The organism is Sporosarcina ureae (genome assembly GCF_002082015.1).
GTDB classification, from domain to species: Bacteria; Bacillota; Bacilli; order Bacillales_A; family Planococcaceae; genus Sporosarcina; species Sporosarcina ureae_A.
This window is the reverse complement of the sequence record NZ_CP015109.1, coordinates 238,998-256,487: the sequence shown is the minus strand read 5'-3', so window position 1 is coordinate 256,487 and position 17,490 is coordinate 238,998. Positions and strand designations below refer to the sequence as shown.

At 40.1% G+C, this 17,490-nt stretch carries 19 protein-coding genes; 17 read left to right on the top strand and 2 right to left on the bottom strand.

Annotated features, from left to right (window positions below; genetic code table 11):
- Positions 1-1,196 precede the first annotated feature (1,196 nt).
- The 4 genes from SporoP17a_RS01285 (at position 1,197) to SporoP17a_RS01270 (ending at position 3,325) form a co-directional block, all read left to right on the top strand.
- A complete protein-coding gene (locus tag SporoP17a_RS01285) occupies positions 1,197-1,418 on the top strand; it encodes a hypothetical protein (RefSeq protein WP_083031271.1) in 222 nt (73 codons plus the stop codon).
- A 385-nt stretch (positions 1,419-1,803) separates the two neighbouring features.
- Positions 1,804-1,875, top strand: a complete 72-nt coding sequence (locus SporoP17a_RS17275) for a JAB domain-containing protein (RefSeq protein WP_083035820.1) — start codon at positions 1,804-1,806, stop codon at positions 1,873-1,875.
- A gap of 246 nt (positions 1,876-2,121) precedes the next feature.
- On the top strand, positions 2,122-2,682 hold the full coding sequence (locus tag SporoP17a_RS01275) for a YdhK family protein (RefSeq protein ID WP_083031268.1): 561 nt from the start codon (positions 2,122-2,124) through the stop codon (positions 2,680-2,682).
- A 91-nt stretch (positions 2,683-2,773) separates the two neighbouring features.
- Entirely contained in the window at positions 2,774-3,325 is a 552-nt protein-coding gene (locus tag SporoP17a_RS01270) for a CueP family metal-binding protein (RefSeq protein ID WP_083031266.1), read from the top strand.
- Positions 3,326-3,413: 88 nt separating this feature from the next.
- On the opposite strand, the gene SporoP17a_RS01265 is transcribed toward SporoP17a_RS01270, so the two are convergent.
- Positions 3,414-5,126, bottom strand: coding sequence for an ABC transporter ATP-binding protein (locus SporoP17a_RS01265; protein WP_083031264.1), 1,713 nt, complete (start codon positions 5,124-5,126; stop codon positions 3,414-3,416).
- A gap of 338 nt (positions 5,127-5,464) precedes the next feature.
- On the opposite strand from SporoP17a_RS01265, the gene SporoP17a_RS01260 reads away from it, so the two are divergent.
- The 13 genes from SporoP17a_RS01260 (at position 5,465) to SporoP17a_RS01200 (ending at position 16,243) form a co-directional block, all read left to right on the top strand.
- A complete protein-coding gene (locus SporoP17a_RS01260; RefSeq protein ID WP_083031262.1) occupies positions 5,465-6,223 on the top strand; it encodes a class I SAM-dependent methyltransferase in 759 nt (252 codons plus the stop codon).
- Positions 6,224-6,513: 290 nt separating this feature from the next.
- On the top strand, positions 6,514-7,473 hold the full coding sequence (locus SporoP17a_RS01255) for an urea transporter (RefSeq protein WP_237262355.1): 960 nt from the start codon (positions 6,514-6,516) through the stop codon (positions 7,471-7,473).
- Between the two features lie 102 nt (positions 7,474-7,575).
- Complete coding sequence (locus SporoP17a_RS01250; protein ID WP_083031259.1) at positions 7,576-9,156, top strand: ABC transporter substrate-binding protein; 1,581 nt, start codon at positions 7,576-7,578, stop codon at positions 9,154-9,156.
- A complete protein-coding gene (locus SporoP17a_RS01245; protein WP_083031256.1) occupies positions 9,146-10,114 on the top strand; it encodes an ABC transporter permease in 969 nt (322 codons plus the stop codon). The genes SporoP17a_RS01250 and SporoP17a_RS01245 overlap by 11 nt, the downstream gene beginning before the upstream one ends.
- Positions 10,115-10,927 (top strand): ABC transporter permease, encoded by an 813-nt coding sequence (locus SporoP17a_RS01240; RefSeq protein ID WP_156890503.1) that lies wholly within the window; start codon positions 10,115-10,117, stop codon positions 10,925-10,927.
- Positions 10,920-11,669, top strand: coding sequence for an ATP-binding cassette domain-containing protein (locus SporoP17a_RS01235; protein ID WP_083031253.1), 750 nt, complete (start codon positions 10,920-10,922; stop codon positions 11,667-11,669). Before SporoP17a_RS01240 ends, SporoP17a_RS01235 begins: the two co-directional genes overlap by 8 nt.
- A 13-nt stretch (positions 11,670-11,682) precedes the next feature.
- Entirely contained in the window at positions 11,683-12,429 is a 747-nt protein-coding gene (locus SporoP17a_RS01230; protein ID WP_083031250.1) for an ABC transporter ATP-binding protein, read from the top strand.
- A 212-nt stretch (positions 12,430-12,641) separates the two neighbouring features.
- Positions 12,642-13,115 (top strand): RrF2 family transcriptional regulator, encoded by a 474-nt coding sequence (locus SporoP17a_RS01225; protein ID WP_083035815.1) that lies wholly within the window; start codon positions 12,642-12,644, stop codon positions 13,113-13,115.
- 34 nt (positions 13,116-13,149) lie between these two features.
- The gene (locus SporoP17a_RS01220; RefSeq protein ID WP_083031247.1) at positions 13,150-14,118 is read left to right on the top strand and encodes an LLM class oxidoreductase; all 969 of its coding nucleotides are present in this window, start codon (positions 13,150-13,152) and stop codon (positions 14,116-14,118) included.
- A gap of 22 nt (positions 14,119-14,140) precedes the next feature.
- Positions 14,141-14,356: a DUF896 domain-containing protein gene (locus tag SporoP17a_RS01215; RefSeq protein ID WP_083031244.1), complete on the top strand. Its 216-nt coding sequence runs from the start codon at positions 14,141-14,143 to the stop codon at positions 14,354-14,356.
- 32 nt (positions 14,357-14,388) lie between these two features.
- On the top strand, positions 14,389-15,252 hold the full coding sequence (gene hslO / locus SporoP17a_RS01210) for an Hsp33 family molecular chaperone HslO (RefSeq protein ID WP_083031242.1): 864 nt from the start codon (positions 14,389-14,391) through the stop codon (positions 15,250-15,252).
- Positions 15,253-15,465: 213 nt separating this feature from the next.
- Positions 15,466-15,774: a DUF3784 domain-containing protein gene (locus SporoP17a_RS01205; protein ID WP_083031240.1), complete on the top strand. Its 309-nt coding sequence runs from the start codon at positions 15,466-15,468 to the stop codon at positions 15,772-15,774.
- Between the two features lie 139 nt (positions 15,775-15,913).
- The gene (locus SporoP17a_RS01200) at positions 15,914-16,243 is read left to right on the top strand and encodes a hypothetical protein (RefSeq protein ID WP_083031237.1); all 330 of its coding nucleotides are present in this window, start codon (positions 15,914-15,916) and stop codon (positions 16,241-16,243) included.
- Positions 16,244-16,296: 53 nt separating this feature from the next.
- Here SporoP17a_RS01200 and SporoP17a_RS01195 read toward each other — a convergent pair whose 3' ends face one another.
- A complete protein-coding gene (locus tag SporoP17a_RS01195) occupies positions 16,297-17,391 on the bottom strand; it encodes an acyltransferase family protein (protein ID WP_083031234.1) in 1,095 nt (364 codons plus the stop codon).
- Between the last annotated feature and the right edge of the window lie 99 nt (positions 17,392-17,490).

The window sequence follows — 17,490 nt, the reverse complement described above, 5'->3', positions numbered from 1 at the left end:
GAATCACTATGTCTTTTTTGGTAATCCAGCTAAACTCGTCTCATCAATGTATAGTTCATTTTTATACTGTAGATAACCTATACAAAATAGTATGACGGAAAGCTTACATGAAGTACAACAAACTGTAATTACTGACGAAAACCACGCAACAACACGAGCTCGTTGATTTGGATGGACAAGTTGTATGGATTTTGCGAGTTACTTCTGAAGATCAGAACTCTACCTATCCTTACAAAGCATGCCGGTACATAATAGGATTCATATACCACTATCCTAAAAAACGTTTATGTTTTTCATGAAAAACGATGGAGGTAAAAATTATTGTTCAGAAGAGTGCGGTACATCCAAAAACATTGAAAATGCAGGCAATGTATTATTTCGATTAGTACAAGCCCTGGAATGACTTACTATTATTTACGTTAGGACTATTAAATAGGATATCGAGTCAAAAGTAGTTATTTAGATTTAAAAACATTTCGGAGAATGTATATTACAGTATAATAAAGTGCTTGCTGCTGAAAAAATAGAACGAGGGATGTTGACAAACGAAGTCGTTGTTTATGTAGCTCAAGACGGGGCAGAAACTTCTTTGAATATAAATAGTAAAGAGTTGCTGTAAACAGAGCGATAGAGTTTCATACATGGTATTTCCGCTTAAATGCGGAATATATTTTAAAAGTCGATTAATTCCTTCGGGATGCAGTCAGCTTTTTCTAACTAAAAAATAATATGAAATGGGTGTATCAAATGATTAGTAAATTATTTGAATGTGCGGTATTTAATCGAGAAAAGAGGAGTACTAACAAGTCATTCATCCGCTATTTGACTAAAAAAAGGAAGGATGTTTCACACCCTTAAATTTTGCGGTGTTATCTGTTGAATGGCAATAGAGAAGTTGAAGTGTTAACCGATATCAAAAGCATTATTCTTATCCACAGAATACAGTAAGATGAAGTTCATTGGTAGCAGACGTATTGGAATCTATCAGAAGCGTTTTAAATAGTGCTGGTAGAGGCAGAAGTCATACAGAACTTGGATCAGGCAATTAAGTGTGTTGAATCGGCTCTAAAAGCCATGAAGGTTGAATTAAAGTCTGATGTTAATAGTTCTGTTGATACAGGTGCTGTTATTTGAGATTAAGCTATCTCTGCTTCGTGGCAATTTTATGAAAAAAGATGAAAGAGTTAGCGCTATACATGGTACAAGAAGGTATAAATCCATGGGGAATGTTAAATATCACAGCGTTCAATTTGATAAGGATGGACTGGGATGATGCAGTAATCGCAAAAATGACCGAAAAAGGAGACGCCACGGTTCAAAAAGTAATCCGCTATAAAACGTTTGTTTATTTTACTACGGAAATCATTCCACCAGGTGCGGAAAGAGTGAACATAAAAGCTAGTGCCACTCAATACTAGCTTTGTGTGAGAAACGGCTACAAAAATTACGGTGAAAAAATATTACAGTTGCTTGTAGAACAGTTTATATTTATAATGAACCGGACCTTTGGCAACACAGGAAGTCAAGGGATAATTGGATGCTTGTCGGATTAGAGAATTAGTCGATATACCTGTTCTTGAACAGAGTGCAGAAGCTACGGCCTATAAGTCAGCCTCAATAGGCATGTTGTTTGTTAGGTTAATGTTCTTCGCAGAAGAATTTGATGTCCGTAATAGCTATAGTAATGGACAATAAGTAAATATAGCATTTTGTTTTAATGTATCTAAACGTATGAATTGAGATGCTTCATAAGAAGACCGTTATTATTGGACTGTTAAATTCTTTGCTAGTACAGCCTTTATAATGTATTTCCATAACCATCCCAGCGGCAGGCCGAATCGTTCACTTGAAGACGTTAAGATTACGAAGAGATAGGCTAAGGGTGGCAGTGTGACAGGAATTGATTGATCATCTCATTTTTAGCGTTTTTTTTTATAATTTCAATGGAAACAGATACCTCTAATCATAAATACAAGATTCATAGTGTTTCATGCTCACTGTCCTTCTCAATTTTCAAATGAGAAGGACAATTAAGGAGTTTCTAAGGAGTTTAAAGGTTTAACGTAAAGAACGATGAGGAATTGTTATACTAGTATTAATATAATGAAGGAGTGAAGTCTGATGAAAAAACAAGTACTTTCCATAAGTGCAGCGTTTGCTCTAGTCCTTGCAGGATGCGGAGCGGCAACGCCGAATGAAGAAGAGCCTGTTAAAAGTGAAGAAACTTCACACAATGATATGGAAGGAATGGACCATTCGAGCGATGGCAGTATCCCTGAAGGCTTAGCAGAAGCCGAAAGCCCGACGTACCCTGTTGGCTCTGAAGCCATTATTGAAACGGACCATATGGAGGGCATGAAAGGAGCCACTGCCACGATTGTTGGCGCATTTGATACAGTTGCTTATTCTATCAACTATACACCGACAGATGGCGGTGAAAAAGTGTTAGATCATAAATGGGTTGTTCATGAAGAATTAGAAGATCCAGCACCTGCTCCACTAGAGAAGGAAACTGAAGTGACTGTACTCACCGATCATATGGAAGGGATGGAAGGCGCGACAGCAGAAATTGAATCTGTAGAGCAAACGACTGTCTATATGATCGATTACGCGTCTACAACTGATGGAGAAGAAGTACAGAACCATAAGTGGGTTGTGGAAGACGAGCTATCAGAAAAGTAATATTCCAATGAGAGAGTTGCTTCGCGCAGCTCTTTCGAAATGTATGCTCTTTTAAACAGGCACCAAAATATAGAGAATAGGTTGTGTAAAGATGAAAGGGAAAATGATGGCCATGTTGCTACTAACTACCGCTTTATCCGTCGGTTGTAGTAATGAAAATGCGGATAATACAGTGCAAAAAACACAGGAAACTCAAGAAACACAGGAATCGGTAGATATTAAAGAATTAGTGAACGACTACACAGTGAGAAATGAGGTAGCTGCGTCCGCTTCTATTACATCGTCTGAACTAATTGTCACGGATGATGATGAAAACGTGACAACGTACGATCTTCCCGAAGATGAATTTTTTGTATCGATTGCTCCATTCGTTAACACTACTCACCCTTGTGATATCCATAGTCTAACAGGCTGTCAAGGTGAACTGGTTGAGGAAGATTTCAATGTGTATATAGAAGATTCAGAAGGTAATATAATACTCGATGAAGTCAAAACAACTGAAGCTAATGGATTTATCGACTTGTGGCTTCCGCGTGACGACAGATTCACTGTAACGATCACACAAGGCACGAAAGAAACTGTGTCCGAGATTACTACGTTCGAAGGAGATAACACGTGCATCACGACTATGCGTTTGGAGTGATGTCCAAAACACACTGTATCAAATTCCACGTAAAAAATACCTGTGTCACAAACATAGTAGTTTGCGACACAGGTATTTTTATGTTCTATTATACTTGGTTAGCCTGATGCAGTTGAGCAAATGTACCATTTTGTCGTAATAAATGTTCATACGTTCCTTGCTCTTCGATACCATCTTCCGTCATCACGATGACTTGGTCAGCATTACGAATCGTTGTAAGGCGATGCGCGATGATGAGTGTGGTGCGATTAACGGCTAATTCTTCTAGTGCTTGTTGAATGATGCGTTCCGTTTCTGTATCGAGTGCGGAAGTCGCTTCGTCTAGAATGAGAATGGGTGGATTTTTCAAAAACATCCTAGCGATGGCCAGGCGTTGCTTTTGACCACCTGAAAGTTTTAATCCCCGTTCACCAATTTGCGTGTCATAGCCATTCGGCATGCTGTGGATCAAGTCCGTAAGATGTGCTTTTTCTGCAGCTTCAACTACTTCTTCGTCTGACGCGTCTAATTTACCGTACGCAATATTATCACGGATGGTTCCTGTGAATAAGAAAACATCTTGTTGCACGATTCCGATTTGACTGCGCAACGATTTCTGCGTCACTTCTCGAATATCCATTCCGTCAATCGAAATAGAACCTTCATTGACTTCATAGAAACGAGGGATCAATGAACAAATAGTTGTCTTTCCAGCGCCTGAAGGACCGACAAATGCAACAGTTTGTCCAGCATGAATCGTTAAGTTAATATTACGAAGAACGGGTCGCTCTGCGTCGTAACCAAATGTCACGTCACTCAGTGTAATATCTCCGCGTAACTGTTCGACGACTTTTGCACCTTTCACATCTTTTATCTCCGGCTCGTGGTTAATTAACGCACGGAATCGACTAAAGCCCGCCATCCCTTTAGGATACAATTCTAGCAATGCACTAATCTTATCGATAGGTTTAATTAAAATATTGCTAAATAAAATAAAACTGACTAGTTCACCATACGTTAACTTATCATTCACTGTGAACCAAGCACCGACAATTAAAATAACGAGTGTGACGAGGCGAGTGAGCATATACATCGAAGACGTAGCCCAAGCCATGACTTTATACGCTTTTAGTTTAGCTAAGCGGAACTGATCATTGTCTTCTTGGAAACGACGTAATTCAAAGTCTTCATTCGTAAATGACTTCACCACGCGTGAGCCGGATACTGAATCTTCAACTCTTCCATTCACTTCCGCAATATTTTGATACATTTTATGCCACGCTGCATTCATCTTCTTATTCGAGAAGGAGACGACTACTGCGAGCAGCGGCACCATTACGATGGCGATTAAAGCGAGTTCGGGGTTGATCGTATACATTAATCCGAACGCACCGAGAATTGTCATGATCGCAATAAAAGCATCTTCAGGTCCATGGTGAGCCAGTTCACCGATATCAAATAAATCGGTCGTGATCCGGGTCATAATATGGCCTGTCTTTGTATTGTCAAAATACCGGAAAGATTGCTTCTGCACATGTTCGAACAATTCACGGCGCATATCCGTTTCGATGTTAATTCCGAGTTTGTGCCCTAAATAACTCACAATATAATGAAGAAACGTACTCACTAAATAGACGAGCAATAATAAAAAGCTAACTGTGACAATTCGATTCCAATCTCCTGACGGCAGAAGTCCGTCGATAAACCACTGAACAGCGAGAGGGAAAGCTAGTTCAAGGAGCGCTACGAAAATGGCACTGAAAAAATCGATTAAAAACAAGCGCCGATGTGGCTTGTAGTAGGAGAAAAACTGTGTAATCATGAAGTAATTCCTTTCCGTTGATGTACTAGTAGTATAAAAGAAGTCTAGGGAAAATTCACCTTTTTAAAAAAAGATCGTATTGTGAAAAAGTATGGTATTTGTGTCACAACTAACCTTGCCACAATCGCGGCTTTATGTTTAATTGATGAATTAAAGCTCACGACTGTTTGAAGTTGCAAAAATCCTGACTAAAATGCTTGAAGTGAAAGTTGAATAGACAAACCCACCAGTCAAAGTATTCCTGATCTATACGATAAAAATAGAGGAATGCGAGAGATATATAAATTATTGTTACGCTAAAGCCATGTATAGTGAGGATAGAGAAAGGGGAAAGGTATATGTTGGGTTATTATAATAAGCTTTCTTCAGAAGTATATGATATAGACAAGTATATTGGTCTGTCATTTGGAGACGTTGAATTTTACAGCGAAAGGTTGGCTTCTTTTGAGGGGAACATTCTTGAGCCCGGGGTGGGTACAGGCCGGATTCTTATTCCGCTACTAGAAAAAGGTTTGAATGTGGATGGTTTTGATGGATCCAGTGAAATGTTAAACATCTGCCGTACTAACTGTGAAAGTAGAGGGCTGCAGCCGAAGTTATTTGAAGGGAAGATGGAGTCTTTTTCTTTGGATACAGAATATGAGGCAATTATCGTGCCGACTGGAACGTTTTTATTGCTACATAAAAGAGAGGATTCTCTTAGTGCTCTGAACAACTTTCATAAGCATCTTTCCGATGGAGGTAAGCTGATTGTAGATATATTTTTGCAAACTGATCTTGCGGTTGGTAAGGTATCGACAAGGACTTGGGATGTCCGGAATGAGGAAGTGATCACGTTAGAAAGCAAAATAGTGGAGATAGACTTTATTAATCAGTATATCATTTCTCATAACCGATATGAAAAATGGAATCATGGGCAATTAACACAGTCAGAGTTAGAAAGGTTCCCGCTTCGTTGGTATGGGGTTGCAGAGTTTAAGATGATTCTTGAACAGGCTGGTTTTGCAGACATTGTTATCTCAGCAGATTACAAACACGGTGAATATCCCACTAATTCAACCCAGATCATCACATTCGAAGCAATTGCTCGTAAGTAATGATCCTGCAATCGTGGGCGATGGTTATATAAAAGCTCTAGACATTTCGTTGATCGAAGTGGAAACTGGCGACACTGGTGGGATCAGTGCCCATTCCGCAGAACGCGTCCGCTTGGTAGATCGACGTATGCCAAAGACATTTCCACTATTGGGTTCGATTAAGGTACATATACTGTATAAGAGCGAAGCCATTAGCAGAAAATTTGATAATAGGACAACTAACACACTTCAGGATATTGCGATTCCTTTGAATCTGTATATCACTAAAGTAAATGAAATAGGTGGGGAACTTGGGAGACAAAAAAAGAGCAAATCAATCGATGCTAGTGATGAAAGAAGGAATCTTTACTGCTTTTCTTAAAGCATCTTTAAAAGGGATATCCCAAATCATTTATATCGAAAACACCATAACAGGTCTTCTAATTTTATTAGCTATTACGGTTTCTTCGTTTTCATTAGGGATTATTGCATTACTATCCGCCATGATTGGGACGCTTGTCGCAAAAATAGGCGGTGCAGATCGAACATTGATCCGTCAGGGTTTGATGAGCTATAACTCTGTGCTTACTGGGCTAGTATTGCAAACATTTTTGACCGGGCATACTGCTTGGATTGTCGCGTTGGTAGGAGCAGCGATCACGGCGATATTTACAGCTACACTCATGTATTTCTTTGGGAACGTCGGCATCCCCATCTTAACATTACCATTTATCCTACTCACTTGGTTTACACTGCTTGCATCGTATAAGCTCGAAGGTATCAAGTTAAGCGATTCATTATCTCCTCAAAGTTTAGCTAATTGGGAGTTGCATATAGAAGGTAAAATCAATCTACTTCAATCCACTTTCAACGGAATCGGTCAAATTTTTTTCCTTACTGAAGCCATACCAGGTCTCTTATTATTCATTGCGGTATTTTGGGCCAGTACGAAAATGGGCATCTACGCGGTCATCGGAAACGTCGTTGCATGTGTTACAGCTCTTGCTTTAGCTGGAGAACACACGTTGATCCTGTTAGGGTTATATGGCTACAACGCTATTTTGACTATTTTAGCGGTATCAGTCGTGTATAATACGAAAGAAAATCGCTATGCACCTATTACGGGGGTAGTCGCAGCATGTATTACAGTCCCTCTTATGGCGAGTGTCAGTATTTGGCTACTGCCGTTAGGGCTTCCTGCATTAACGATGCCATTTGTACTGAGCACTTGGTTAATACTGGGAGCTAGAAAAATTCTGCCGAATATATAATCGCTCTATTAAGAAAATCAAACCGTTAGACAGGACAAACGTAGATGAACATGAAATAATGATAAAATGTGGATAATCTATAGAGATATAAAGGGGATTGAAATGTTTAGATCAAATAAGAAGTTACTTGTACTATTTATGGTACTTGTAGTTATTGTGGCAGGTTGTAGTAAAAAAGAAGATACAAAAGAATTAACTCCATCTAACGAAAATCGCCTAATTTATGCTTCTGAAGAAGAGTTCGAAGGGCTTAACCCGATTCTCGAAGAAACGAATCTAGATGCATTATTGTTTCGAGGCGTCATGCGATTTGATGAAAACAATAAAGTAGTTACCGATATCGCAGACTCTTTCGAGGTTTCAGAGGATAAACTTACGTATACGTTTAAGTTAAAAGAAGATATTACATTCCACGATGGGAATGAACTTACAGCAGATGATATAGTGTTTACAATAGAAAGTATTATGGATGATCAAAACGCTTCATTTTTGAAATCAGATTTTGAAGAAGTAGCATCTACTAACGCGCTGGATGACTATACCGTCGAAATTACATTAAAACAGCCATTCACACCATTACTGGACAAGTTAACCGTACCGATCCTTCCAAAACATGCTTTTGAAGGAGTCGATATGCGAACAGCAGACTTTAATAGCCACCCGATTGGTGCAGGGCCTTATATGTTTGATAAATGGGATCGTGGCAATTCGTTGACACTACAGGCCTATGGTGACTTTTTCGGAACGAAGCCGTCGATTGAAAAAGTCATATTTAAATTTATTCCAGACAGTAACGTCCGTGCACTACAGTTGAAGTCGGGCGAAGTGGATGTGGCCCTGCTAGATCCTGTACAAGTTGAAAACTTGGAAAGAGAAGCGAACTTGACGGTTTATGATATTGAATCGGCCGATTACCGAGGCATTTTATTCAATATGAATTTGGATCTTTGGAAAGACGTCAACGTGCGTCGTGCGTTTAGTTACGCAACTGATCGAGAGCAAATCGTAAAAGGTATTTTAAAAGGACATGGTTCTGTTGCCTATTCACCCTTGCAAAACCATGAATTCCATAATGATCAAATAGAAAAATATACGTATGACCTAGAGAAAGCGAACGCGCTGTTGGATGAAGCGGGTTGGAAAGAAAACGAGGACGGTATTCGTTCGAAAGACGGAGAAAAACTATCATTTACGATTACCGCCCCTGCAAGTGATGCCGTTCGTGTGAACATGGCAAATTATGTTGCTGAAGGTTTTAAAGACGTTGGTGCGGATGTAAAAGTAGCTGCACTCGACTGGAGCGCAATTACAATCGAAGACGCAGATGCGTTTATGGTTGGATGGGGCAGTCCGTATGACGCAGATCATCATACGCATATCTTGTTTCATTCGGATGAATCGAGCGTAAAGGGCACCGGTTATAACTATGGCGAATATTCGAATGAAAAAGTAGATGAACTGCTTGCAAAAGGACGTACAGAAACAGATCCGGAAGAACGCAAAGCGATTTATATGCAGTTCCAAGAAGTACTTGCGAATGATCCCGCATTTGTTTTTATTGCCTACGAAAATGCAGTGTATGGTATAAATAAAAATGTGAGCGGTGTGAAAGAACGAACGCTAGGTCATCACGGATCGGGTTTCCTTTGGAACGTCGAGGAGTGGAAGTGGAATGATCAGTAAATGGGTAGGGAAGCGAATGGTGATGGGGATCTTGGTCCTCTTCATCGTGAGCTTCCTCTCTTTTTTCATTATGCAAGCGGCGCCTGGAGATCCTGCTGCTGCTTTCTATGGAGGCAATGCGCAGACGTTAACTGCAGCCGAAAAAGAACGCATTACCCGTGCATATGCATTAGATCGCCCTGTTGCCGAGCAATATATTGCATGGCTAAGTGAGACGGTCAAAGGGAATTTAGGGATCTCCTATAAAGAAGGTAGACCTGTGTCTGAAATTATTAGGGAACGACTGCCAAATACATTACTATTATTCAGCGTGACGATGTTTTTTATTGTGCTAGGCTCCATTTGGCTCGGTACGGTGGCGGGTATGAAGGCAGGTTCTATTTGGGATAAAGGACTTTCCACATTTAGTATCGCAACGTCTTCCATACCTGCTTTTTGGCTTGGTATTTTGTTCATTTATTTCTTTGCCGTGAGTCTAGGGGTCCTTCCTTCTTCTGGTTCTGGCGATGTGGATGGTCATGGCGGTGTGATTGATAAAATCCGTCATCTCGTTATGCCCGCCAGCGTGTTGATTGTAACGCATGTGGGGATTTACGCTCGCTTTCTACAAGAAAGTATTAAGATAGAAAACAGTCAATATTATGTAAAGGTGGCACGCGCAAATGGTGTATTGGATCGAACCATTCGGAGAGGAATTGTACGTAACGCCTCCATTCCTTATTTAAATTACATGGCAATGACCATTCCATCGTTCTTTGGTGGTTCTATTATAGTGGAATCATTATTTGCTTGGTCTGGACTCGGTCAATTGACGGTAAAGGCAGTTGTGACAAAGGATTACCCTTTATTAATGGGCAGCATTATGGTGACGGGCATCATTGTGGTCATGTCATTATTTATAGTTGATCTTATTATGTATGCCATAGATCCGAAGTTGCGTAAAGGGGGCGTCCGGTAAATGATGTCACGAAAAGCACTTTGGTTTTGGTATAGCCTTCTCGGATTGATTATCTTTTTGACAATGTTTTCAAATTGGCTCGCCCCGTTTAGTCCGAATGACATGAACATGGATGAAGTGTATAGTGCACCGAGTAGTGAGCATTGGTTAGGAACGGATCATTTAGGCAGAGACGTTCTATCGCGTTTACTTGAAGGTGGAAAGGTGACGCTAGCAGTAGCAAGCAGTTCCGTGATTTTGTCGCTAGTCACAGGAATTGTCTATGGCGGTATTAGTGGATATTTTGGTGGTGTGATTGATACGGTCATGATGCGATTGCTAGAAGCTCTCATTACCATTCCTTCTCTCATTATTATTTTAGTGTTTCAAGCCATCATTCAAGGTGGGATGTGGGGGATGGCACTGCTCATTGGATTGACGGGATGGCTTGTCACCGCAAGAATTGTACGGTCAGAATTTATTCGCCTTAAAGAAGAAGAGTTTGTTAAAATGGCTAACATGTTCGAGACGCCTGTGTGGAAAATACTATGGGGTCATTTGTTGCGTAATAGTATCCCTGCGATTTTTGTTGTTACCTTATTTAATTTTGCAGGCGCGATATTTATGGAAGTATCCTTGAGTTTTCTTGGCATCGGTATACCTCCAGCAATTCCTTCTTGGGGGAATATGCTGTACTACGCGCAAAACGATATTTTAATTGGCGCATGGTGGATCGCGTTATTTCCAGGCATTATGATTTTCTTGACTATTCTCGCCATTAATTTTATCGGAGAGGCGTGGAAAAATCCGGAGCGGAGGCGTGTCAATGATTGAAGTAAGAGATCTATCGATTACAATACAAGATCAGCACATTGCGCAACATGTCAATTTCACAATACCACGCGGAAAAATCACGTCATTGATTGGTGAAAGTGGCAGTGGAAAAAGCATGACAGTTTCCGCCTTACTCGGCCTGTTGCCGGTAGACGCGAAAGTAAGTGGATCCGTAATGTACGAAGGGCGAAACGTATTGGATGCGTCTGTTCAGGAATTGGAAAGACTGAGGAAACAAGATGTATTCACAATATTCCAAGACGCATCGAACAGTTTTAATCCTTCTGTGAAGATAGGGCGTCAACTGTATGCATTTTCAGGTGAACGTGTAGGAGATACGATAGAAGTATTTAGCAAGAAAATGCAATGGATTTTAGATCAGTTAGGTCTTGCTTGGGAAGTTGTCGAGCAATATCCTTTTCAATTATCGGGCGGCATGTTGCAAAGATGTATGATCGCGTGTGCATTTTACGTGGAACCTCCTTTACTTATTGCGGACGAGCCTACATCCGCACTTGATATGGTGCTTCAAAAAGAATTCATTCAATTGCTAATTCGGCTCAATAAAGAACGGGGGACGACGATTCTCCTCATCACCCATGACCTGGACATCGTTGCAGAAGCCGCTCATGAAATGGCCGTTATGCAGCAAGGTACCGTAGTGGAAACTGGTGCAGTAGAAACGGTTTTCTTGCATCCTCATCATATCTATACGAAGCAATTATTGGATAGTAGATTTTAGGAGTGGACGGTAGATGTTAGATGTTTTAAATGTATCGAAAAGTTATTTCAGTGGCAACCATAAGCAAAAAATATTGAATGAAATTAATTTAATTGTTCGCAACGGGGAAATTGTGGGGGTAGTTGGAGAGAGTGGTAGTGGAAAAAGTACACTTGCGCGTGTCGTCATGCAACTTGAACCAGCAGATAGTGGTTCAATTGTGTTCAATGGTCAACTAGTTACACGGAAAAATCGAAAATCGTTTTATCAAGCGAGTCAATTGATTTTTCAGAACGCATCAGCAGCGCTAAATCCTTCATGGACGGTACGGGACATATTGCTTGAACCTCTCCGCACAATGAAAGGAGATCGTGAAGCGCATATTCGGCGAATGCTTAGCAAAGTAAAATTATCGGAAACGCATTTACATAGATATCCTTCCGAATTGAGTGGCGGTGAGCAACAACGTGTCAACTTGCTTCGCTCCTTGTTAATGGAACCTGAATTGCTCATTTGTGATGAGATCACATCCAATTTGGATCGGTTGATTCAAAGGGAAATCATTGACCTACTTCTAGAGTTGAATCAAGAAATGGGTATGTCGATTTTATTCATCGCGCATGACTTACCAGCGGTCATGTATGCATGTGATCGAATTTATGTCATGAAGGATGGACAAATAGTGGACGAAAGTGTGAAAACAGATGGAGCATTCCACTTTTCACATTCGTACGCGAAGCAACTATTTGACTCTGTACTAGGGAAGCGAATGAAGGAATAGAATACGAACTAAACAGCTAGCTTGAAGAGGGTGAAATTCCGTCTTTAGGCTATTTTTTTTATGAAAATATATGCAACAATACTGTAAATGGTTGCGAAGTCGAAAACTATACATAGTAAAAAGAGTATGTTATTCTAAAGAGGACAATAGTTATCCACGATAGAGATGAGTGGGTTCGTCAAATGAATGACAATGAAAAAGGTGATGATGTAATGCAGATGAAAACAGGAGTGGAACAGTCTTTGTACGCCATTCTGATCTTGAATATGTTGCCGGATCGAGCGGTATTGCCAGGAGAAACCATCAGTCAACAACTTCATGCATCGCCAACATACACCCAAAAGATCTTACGGAAATTAGTCAGAGCGGATTTGATCACTTCTGTTCCTGGAGTGAAAGGCGGGTTTAAGTTAACAAGAAAGCCTGAAGAAATTCGTGTGTACGATATATATTTAGCGATCGAAGGAAAACAGTCACTCTATTCTCCAAGTGGTGTTTTTCATAACATGCTTAATTTAGAAGAAGATCACGACTGCGCATTAACAGCTTTAATGGCTGAGGCCGAGAATTCGTGGAAGTCCATTCTTAAACGTGAAACGGTTGCGTCAATTTATGAAGAAATAAATACAGAATATAATCCGAAAGTACAAGCACTGCAAGAATGGCTGAAAGATAAAATGGTCTAAGTGCCAGTAGGATGGCAAGCTAGGTGGAGTGATGATGAATACATTTCAAATGCATCAAGGATTTGCTCGAACGTTTAAAGAAAATAAGTTAACACTCGGCCTGACATTCCCTATGGATCAAGCTGATGAGCACCGTATGCCGAATTCTATAGCGAAACAACTAGAGCTTGCCAAACAAGCGGAAGATGCAGGCTTTGCGGCATTATATGTAAGAGATTCACCTCTTTACGATCCGAACTTCGGGGATAGTGGCGTCAAGCATGATCCTTTTCAACTTCTGGCATACGTAAGTGCACATACAAGTAAAATCGCGCTAGGTACGGCAAGTGTCGTCACGACGTTGCGGCATCCGCTCCATTTGGCGAAGTCAGCTGCTTCATTAGATGATTTATCCAATCAGCGTCTATTGCTTGGTGTGGCTACGGGTGATCGCCCGATCGAGTTCCCAGCCTTCAAAGTGAATCGAGACGAACGTGGTGAATTGTTCAGGGAGTCAATAGACGTAATGAAAACGGTGTGGAAAGAATCTTTCCCTACGATTCAGTCCGAACGTGTTGGACTAAAAGCAGGCGATGTGATTCCTAAGCCACCATTGTCTACCATCCCGATTTTAGGTACCGGATATTCCGGACAAACGATCAGGTGGTTAGCCGAGAATACAGACGGTTGGATGTTTTACGCCCAAGAAGCAAATCGCCAACAAGAGCTGATCAAGCTTTGGCGTCAAGCGACAACTTCATTTAAACCGTTTATACAGCCTTTGACTATTCATTTATCCGAGAAGCCGAATACGTCGCCTAGACCTATTCCAATAAAAGTAGGCTTCACATCAGGTCACAAGTTTTTAATCGATTATTTATATGCACTGCAAGATATCGGAGTAAATCATGTGATCCTCGCGATCCGAAACGAAGACCGACCGACAACAGAAGTGATACAGGAGCTGCAAGAATTTGTCGTCCCGCACTTCAGTGCACATAGTATGCCGCTTATTCGTAAATAATAAATGAAAATGAGGGAATGACATGATCAATCAATTAGGTCGTATTAATGAATTAGCTAAAAAACAACGTGAAGAAGGCTTAACCAATGCCGAAGTAGTCGAGCAGACCGTATTACGTCAAGATTACTTACGTGAAATCCGCGGACAAGTTATGGATACATTTTCAGGTCTGACAGTCATCGATCCTCTAGGAAATGATGTCACACCCGAAAAATTGCGTGAAACAAAGCGCAACTAACGTTCAAAGATATAGAAAGGATGTATAGCAGCATGAAAGATTATTTAGTCAAAGCAGTGGCGTATCAAAATCAAGTGCGCGCATACGCTGTGAATACAACTAAAACAGTAGCGGAAGCACAACGACGGCATGCAGCCCTTCCAACAGCTACAGATGCCCTCGGACGTTCCATGACTGCTGGAGTTATTCTTGGCGCTATGTTAAAGGGCGAAGAAAAAGTATCGGTGAAAATTAATGGTGGCGGCCCACTTGGTACTATTCTTGTGGATTCGAACGCTAAAGGTGAAGTTCGAGGATATGTCTCGAATCCTCAAACCAACTTAGAAATGAACGAAGTCGGAAAGGCAGTCGGGACGAATGGTTTGTTAACAGTCTCAAAAGACGTGGGGCTGATGCATCCTTTCGTGGGACAAATCCCTCTCGTTTCCGGGGAAATTGGAGAAGACTATACATCGTATCTTTCTAAATCTGAACAAACAGCGTCTGCCGTCGGAGTAGACGTAGTAATGAATCCTGATTACAGCGTAAAAGCAGCAGGTGGTTTTATTATTCAACTCCTGCCTGGTGCAGATGAAGACGTCATGAATAAGATTGAAGAGCGAATGAAAGGCATTGCGCCACTCTCTTCCGTAATTGCAGAAGATTGTACACCCGAACAACTACTTGAGCACGTGTTAGGATCGGAAAACGTCACGATGTTAGAAAGTATGCCTGTTCAATTTCAATGTCAATGCTCTTTGGACCGCATCACCAATGCGATTATTAGCTTAGGCAGCGAAGAGATTCAAGATATGATCCAAACAGATGGACAAGCTGAAGCGAATTGTCATTTTTGTAACGAAACCTATCACTTTGATACAGAGCAGTTAGAAGCACTGAAAGAAGTCGCTTTATAATGAAATGAAAATGAGCACCTGTATGAGAAACGGGCATGTTTGTGTAAACATTCATGACGTTCTTATACGGGTGCTTTTTAGATTGACTTGACTAGACAAGTAGTTCTACACGTGAAACTGATTCATTAATTGAACTACTTGATGATGGAATGAAACCTTTAAACTATTTATCCGTATGTAAAGTAAGAAAGAACACCAAAGCGAGGGATCGATATGATGATCACGCTACTAGTTATGGTGGTGTTTATTGGTTTGGGAATTATGTTTATGAACGGCAAAGGAGCGATGTTAATTGCGGGCTACAATACAATGTCTCCAGTAGAAAAAGAAAAGTATGATGAGGTTGCACTTTGTAAATTCATGGGGAAGATGATGTTTGCATTGTCATTTAGCATGGTCTTTTGGTTACTTAGTGATATATACAATAACAATTCGTTGTTCTACGTTGGTTTTGTTTTATTTATTGCGATCGTTGTATTTATGATTATGTATATGAATGTAGGAAACAGATTTAAAAAATAGATAGTGATTAGTTACTCGATGTACAGGTACGACATTTTTAAAAGTAACAAATATACCGCTGTTTATTATGGAAGGATTATACTTATCTAAGCAATTTCGTGAAAAGAAGTAGTGTGTAAAAAACTAAGAGAAAATTATATTGGATATTTGTATAGTGCAATTTAAACCATATTTGGTGGAAATGTATAACACGAAAGAGTGGGCGAATACAACGACAAAAGGTCCGGCTGCAACCGTTTATGTTGTAGATTCAAATGAAATAACATGCGGTTTATTAAAAAAACACGCCAATACTTTGTACGATTGGGTGGGCCCGCGTTTACCTGAAGATTTAACATTCATGAAGAATAACTTTACTTGGTTTTCCAGTACGACACACGAGGAATATAGTGGGTTTTCTATTCGGTCTGATTACTACAAAAATATAATATGTACGATTGAAGGATTGAAAATACAAAAAACAGAGTAACCTGTAATGAGATACGTAAAAAAATACCTGTGCTACAAAACGATCATGAATGTTTAACGATTCATGAAAGTTTCGTGCACAGGTACTTTTTTCGTTATAGCGCGATTTGCAGTAGTCTTCTTCTGTGTGAATCCACCGAGGAGTAGCTTTCCATGTGGGAGAAACTTTTGAATGATAATCGAAACTACGATGGGAACGAACAAGCCAAATGCAGTAAACCCAATAATTCCATACGTAAAGTAATCATTTAATAAAATATCCGTAAAGATATGCAAATACATAATGGTCAGAGAATGCTTTTCGATTCTTTGTAGCCAATTTAACGATAATTTAGCCGCTATGAGTTGGAATGTGCCAACTAACACAAGTGTGAAAGATAGCGGGATGATCAAATCTAAGATGAAATGGTCATAGCGTAAAAATTTCATACTCAAATGATAGTCAATGACGTGGTAATGATCGAGTGATATGGTCGTGATACTAACGAGCGATCCTGCAATTAACCATTTTTTCGGTATGTTCATCCAGAAACTCTTCAAATAATAGCCGAGTGAAAAATAGACGACTGCCATCAATGCGACATCGATATTCCAAATCATTGGAATCGTTTGCGCTGCCGTAGATGGGCTACCGCCAATGACATGCATCGCGAATAAGCTTTCCAAGTGAGCAATACTATAAAAAACAGCTAAAATAATGAATTGTTTTGTACGGTTAAAGTTTTTAGTCATCCATAAGAAAAATAAATACGTAAAGAATAGCGTCGTAACAAACCAGAATACACCATAGGCTCCGCGTATAAAACGTCCACCGACAACAAGTGTCCACAAATCGTTTACATACCACGACAAGTCCGAATTCCCCGAACCAATCTCGATCCCATAACGGATGAGCGTAATGCTTGAGAGGAAAAATAAATACGGAACAATCAGCTGCATAAACCGCTTTTGAATCGAGAGTTTCATTAAACCTTTTTCAACTACCGCTTTAAAAAATAATCCACTTAAAATGAAAAAGGCTGGCATGTGAAACCAGTAAATATACTTAACGAGTGGGAAATCCAATTGTCCAGGGTAATGTCCAATGACGACAAGAATCATTAAAAAACCTTTGGTGACATCTACCCAAGTTAAACGTTTCTTATTCATAATCAGGCTCCTCAAGAAAACTATCGTATAGTCATTGTACAACTTCATGATGGCTTTAAAGGGAATGTAATGGAATTGACTTGAAAATGTAAGCTAATT

Coding starts and splice junctions, on each gene's coding strand:
- SporoP17a_RS01215 (WP_083031244.1), top strand. CDS start 14,141: ATGATCAATCAATTAGGTCGTATTAATGAATTAGCTAAAAAACAACGT.
- SporoP17a_RS01275 (WP_083031268.1), top strand. CDS start 2,122: ATGAAAAAACAAGTACTTTCCATAAGTGCAGCGTTTGCTCTAGTCCTT.
- SporoP17a_RS01285 (WP_083031271.1), top strand. CDS start 1,197: ATGGTACAAGAAGGTATAAATCCATGGGGAATGTTAAATATCACAGCG.
- SporoP17a_RS01245 (WP_083031256.1), top strand. CDS start 9,146: ATGATCAGTAAATGGGTAGGGAAGCGAATGGTGATGGGGATCTTGGTC.
- SporoP17a_RS01225 (WP_083035815.1), top strand. CDS start 12,642: ATGCAGATGAAAACAGGAGTGGAACAGTCTTTGTACGCCATTCTGATC.
- SporoP17a_RS01230 (WP_083031250.1), top strand. CDS start 11,683: ATGTTAGATGTTTTAAATGTATCGAAAAGTTATTTCAGTGGCAACCAT.
- SporoP17a_RS01250 (WP_083031259.1), top strand. CDS start 7,576: ATGTTTAGATCAAATAAGAAGTTACTTGTACTATTTATGGTACTTGTA.
- SporoP17a_RS01270 (WP_083031266.1), top strand. CDS start 2,774: ATGAAAGGGAAAATGATGGCCATGTTGCTACTAACTACCGCTTTATCC.
- SporoP17a_RS01235 (WP_083031253.1), top strand. CDS start 10,920: ATGATTGAAGTAAGAGATCTATCGATTACAATACAAGATCAGCACATT.
- SporoP17a_RS01240 (WP_156890503.1), top strand. CDS start 10,115: ATGATGTCACGAAAAGCACTTTGGTTTTGGTATAGCCTTCTCGGATTG.
- SporoP17a_RS01195 (WP_083031234.1), bottom strand. CDS start 17,391: ATGAATAAGAAACGTTTAACTTGGGTAGATGTCACCAAAGGTTTTTTA.
- SporoP17a_RS01260 (WP_083031262.1), top strand. CDS start 5,465: ATGTTGGGTTATTATAATAAGCTTTCTTCAGAAGTATATGATATAGAC.
- SporoP17a_RS01265 (WP_083031264.1), bottom strand. CDS start 5,126: ATGATTACACAGTTTTTCTCCTACTACAAGCCACATCGGCGCTTGTTT.
- SporoP17a_RS01205 (WP_083031240.1), top strand. CDS start 15,466: ATGATGATCACGCTACTAGTTATGGTGGTGTTTATTGGTTTGGGAATT.
- SporoP17a_RS01220 (WP_083031247.1), top strand. CDS start 13,150: ATGAATACATTTCAAATGCATCAAGGATTTGCTCGAACGTTTAAAGAA.
- hslO (WP_083031242.1), top strand. CDS start 14,389: ATGAAAGATTATTTAGTCAAAGCAGTGGCGTATCAAAATCAAGTGCGC.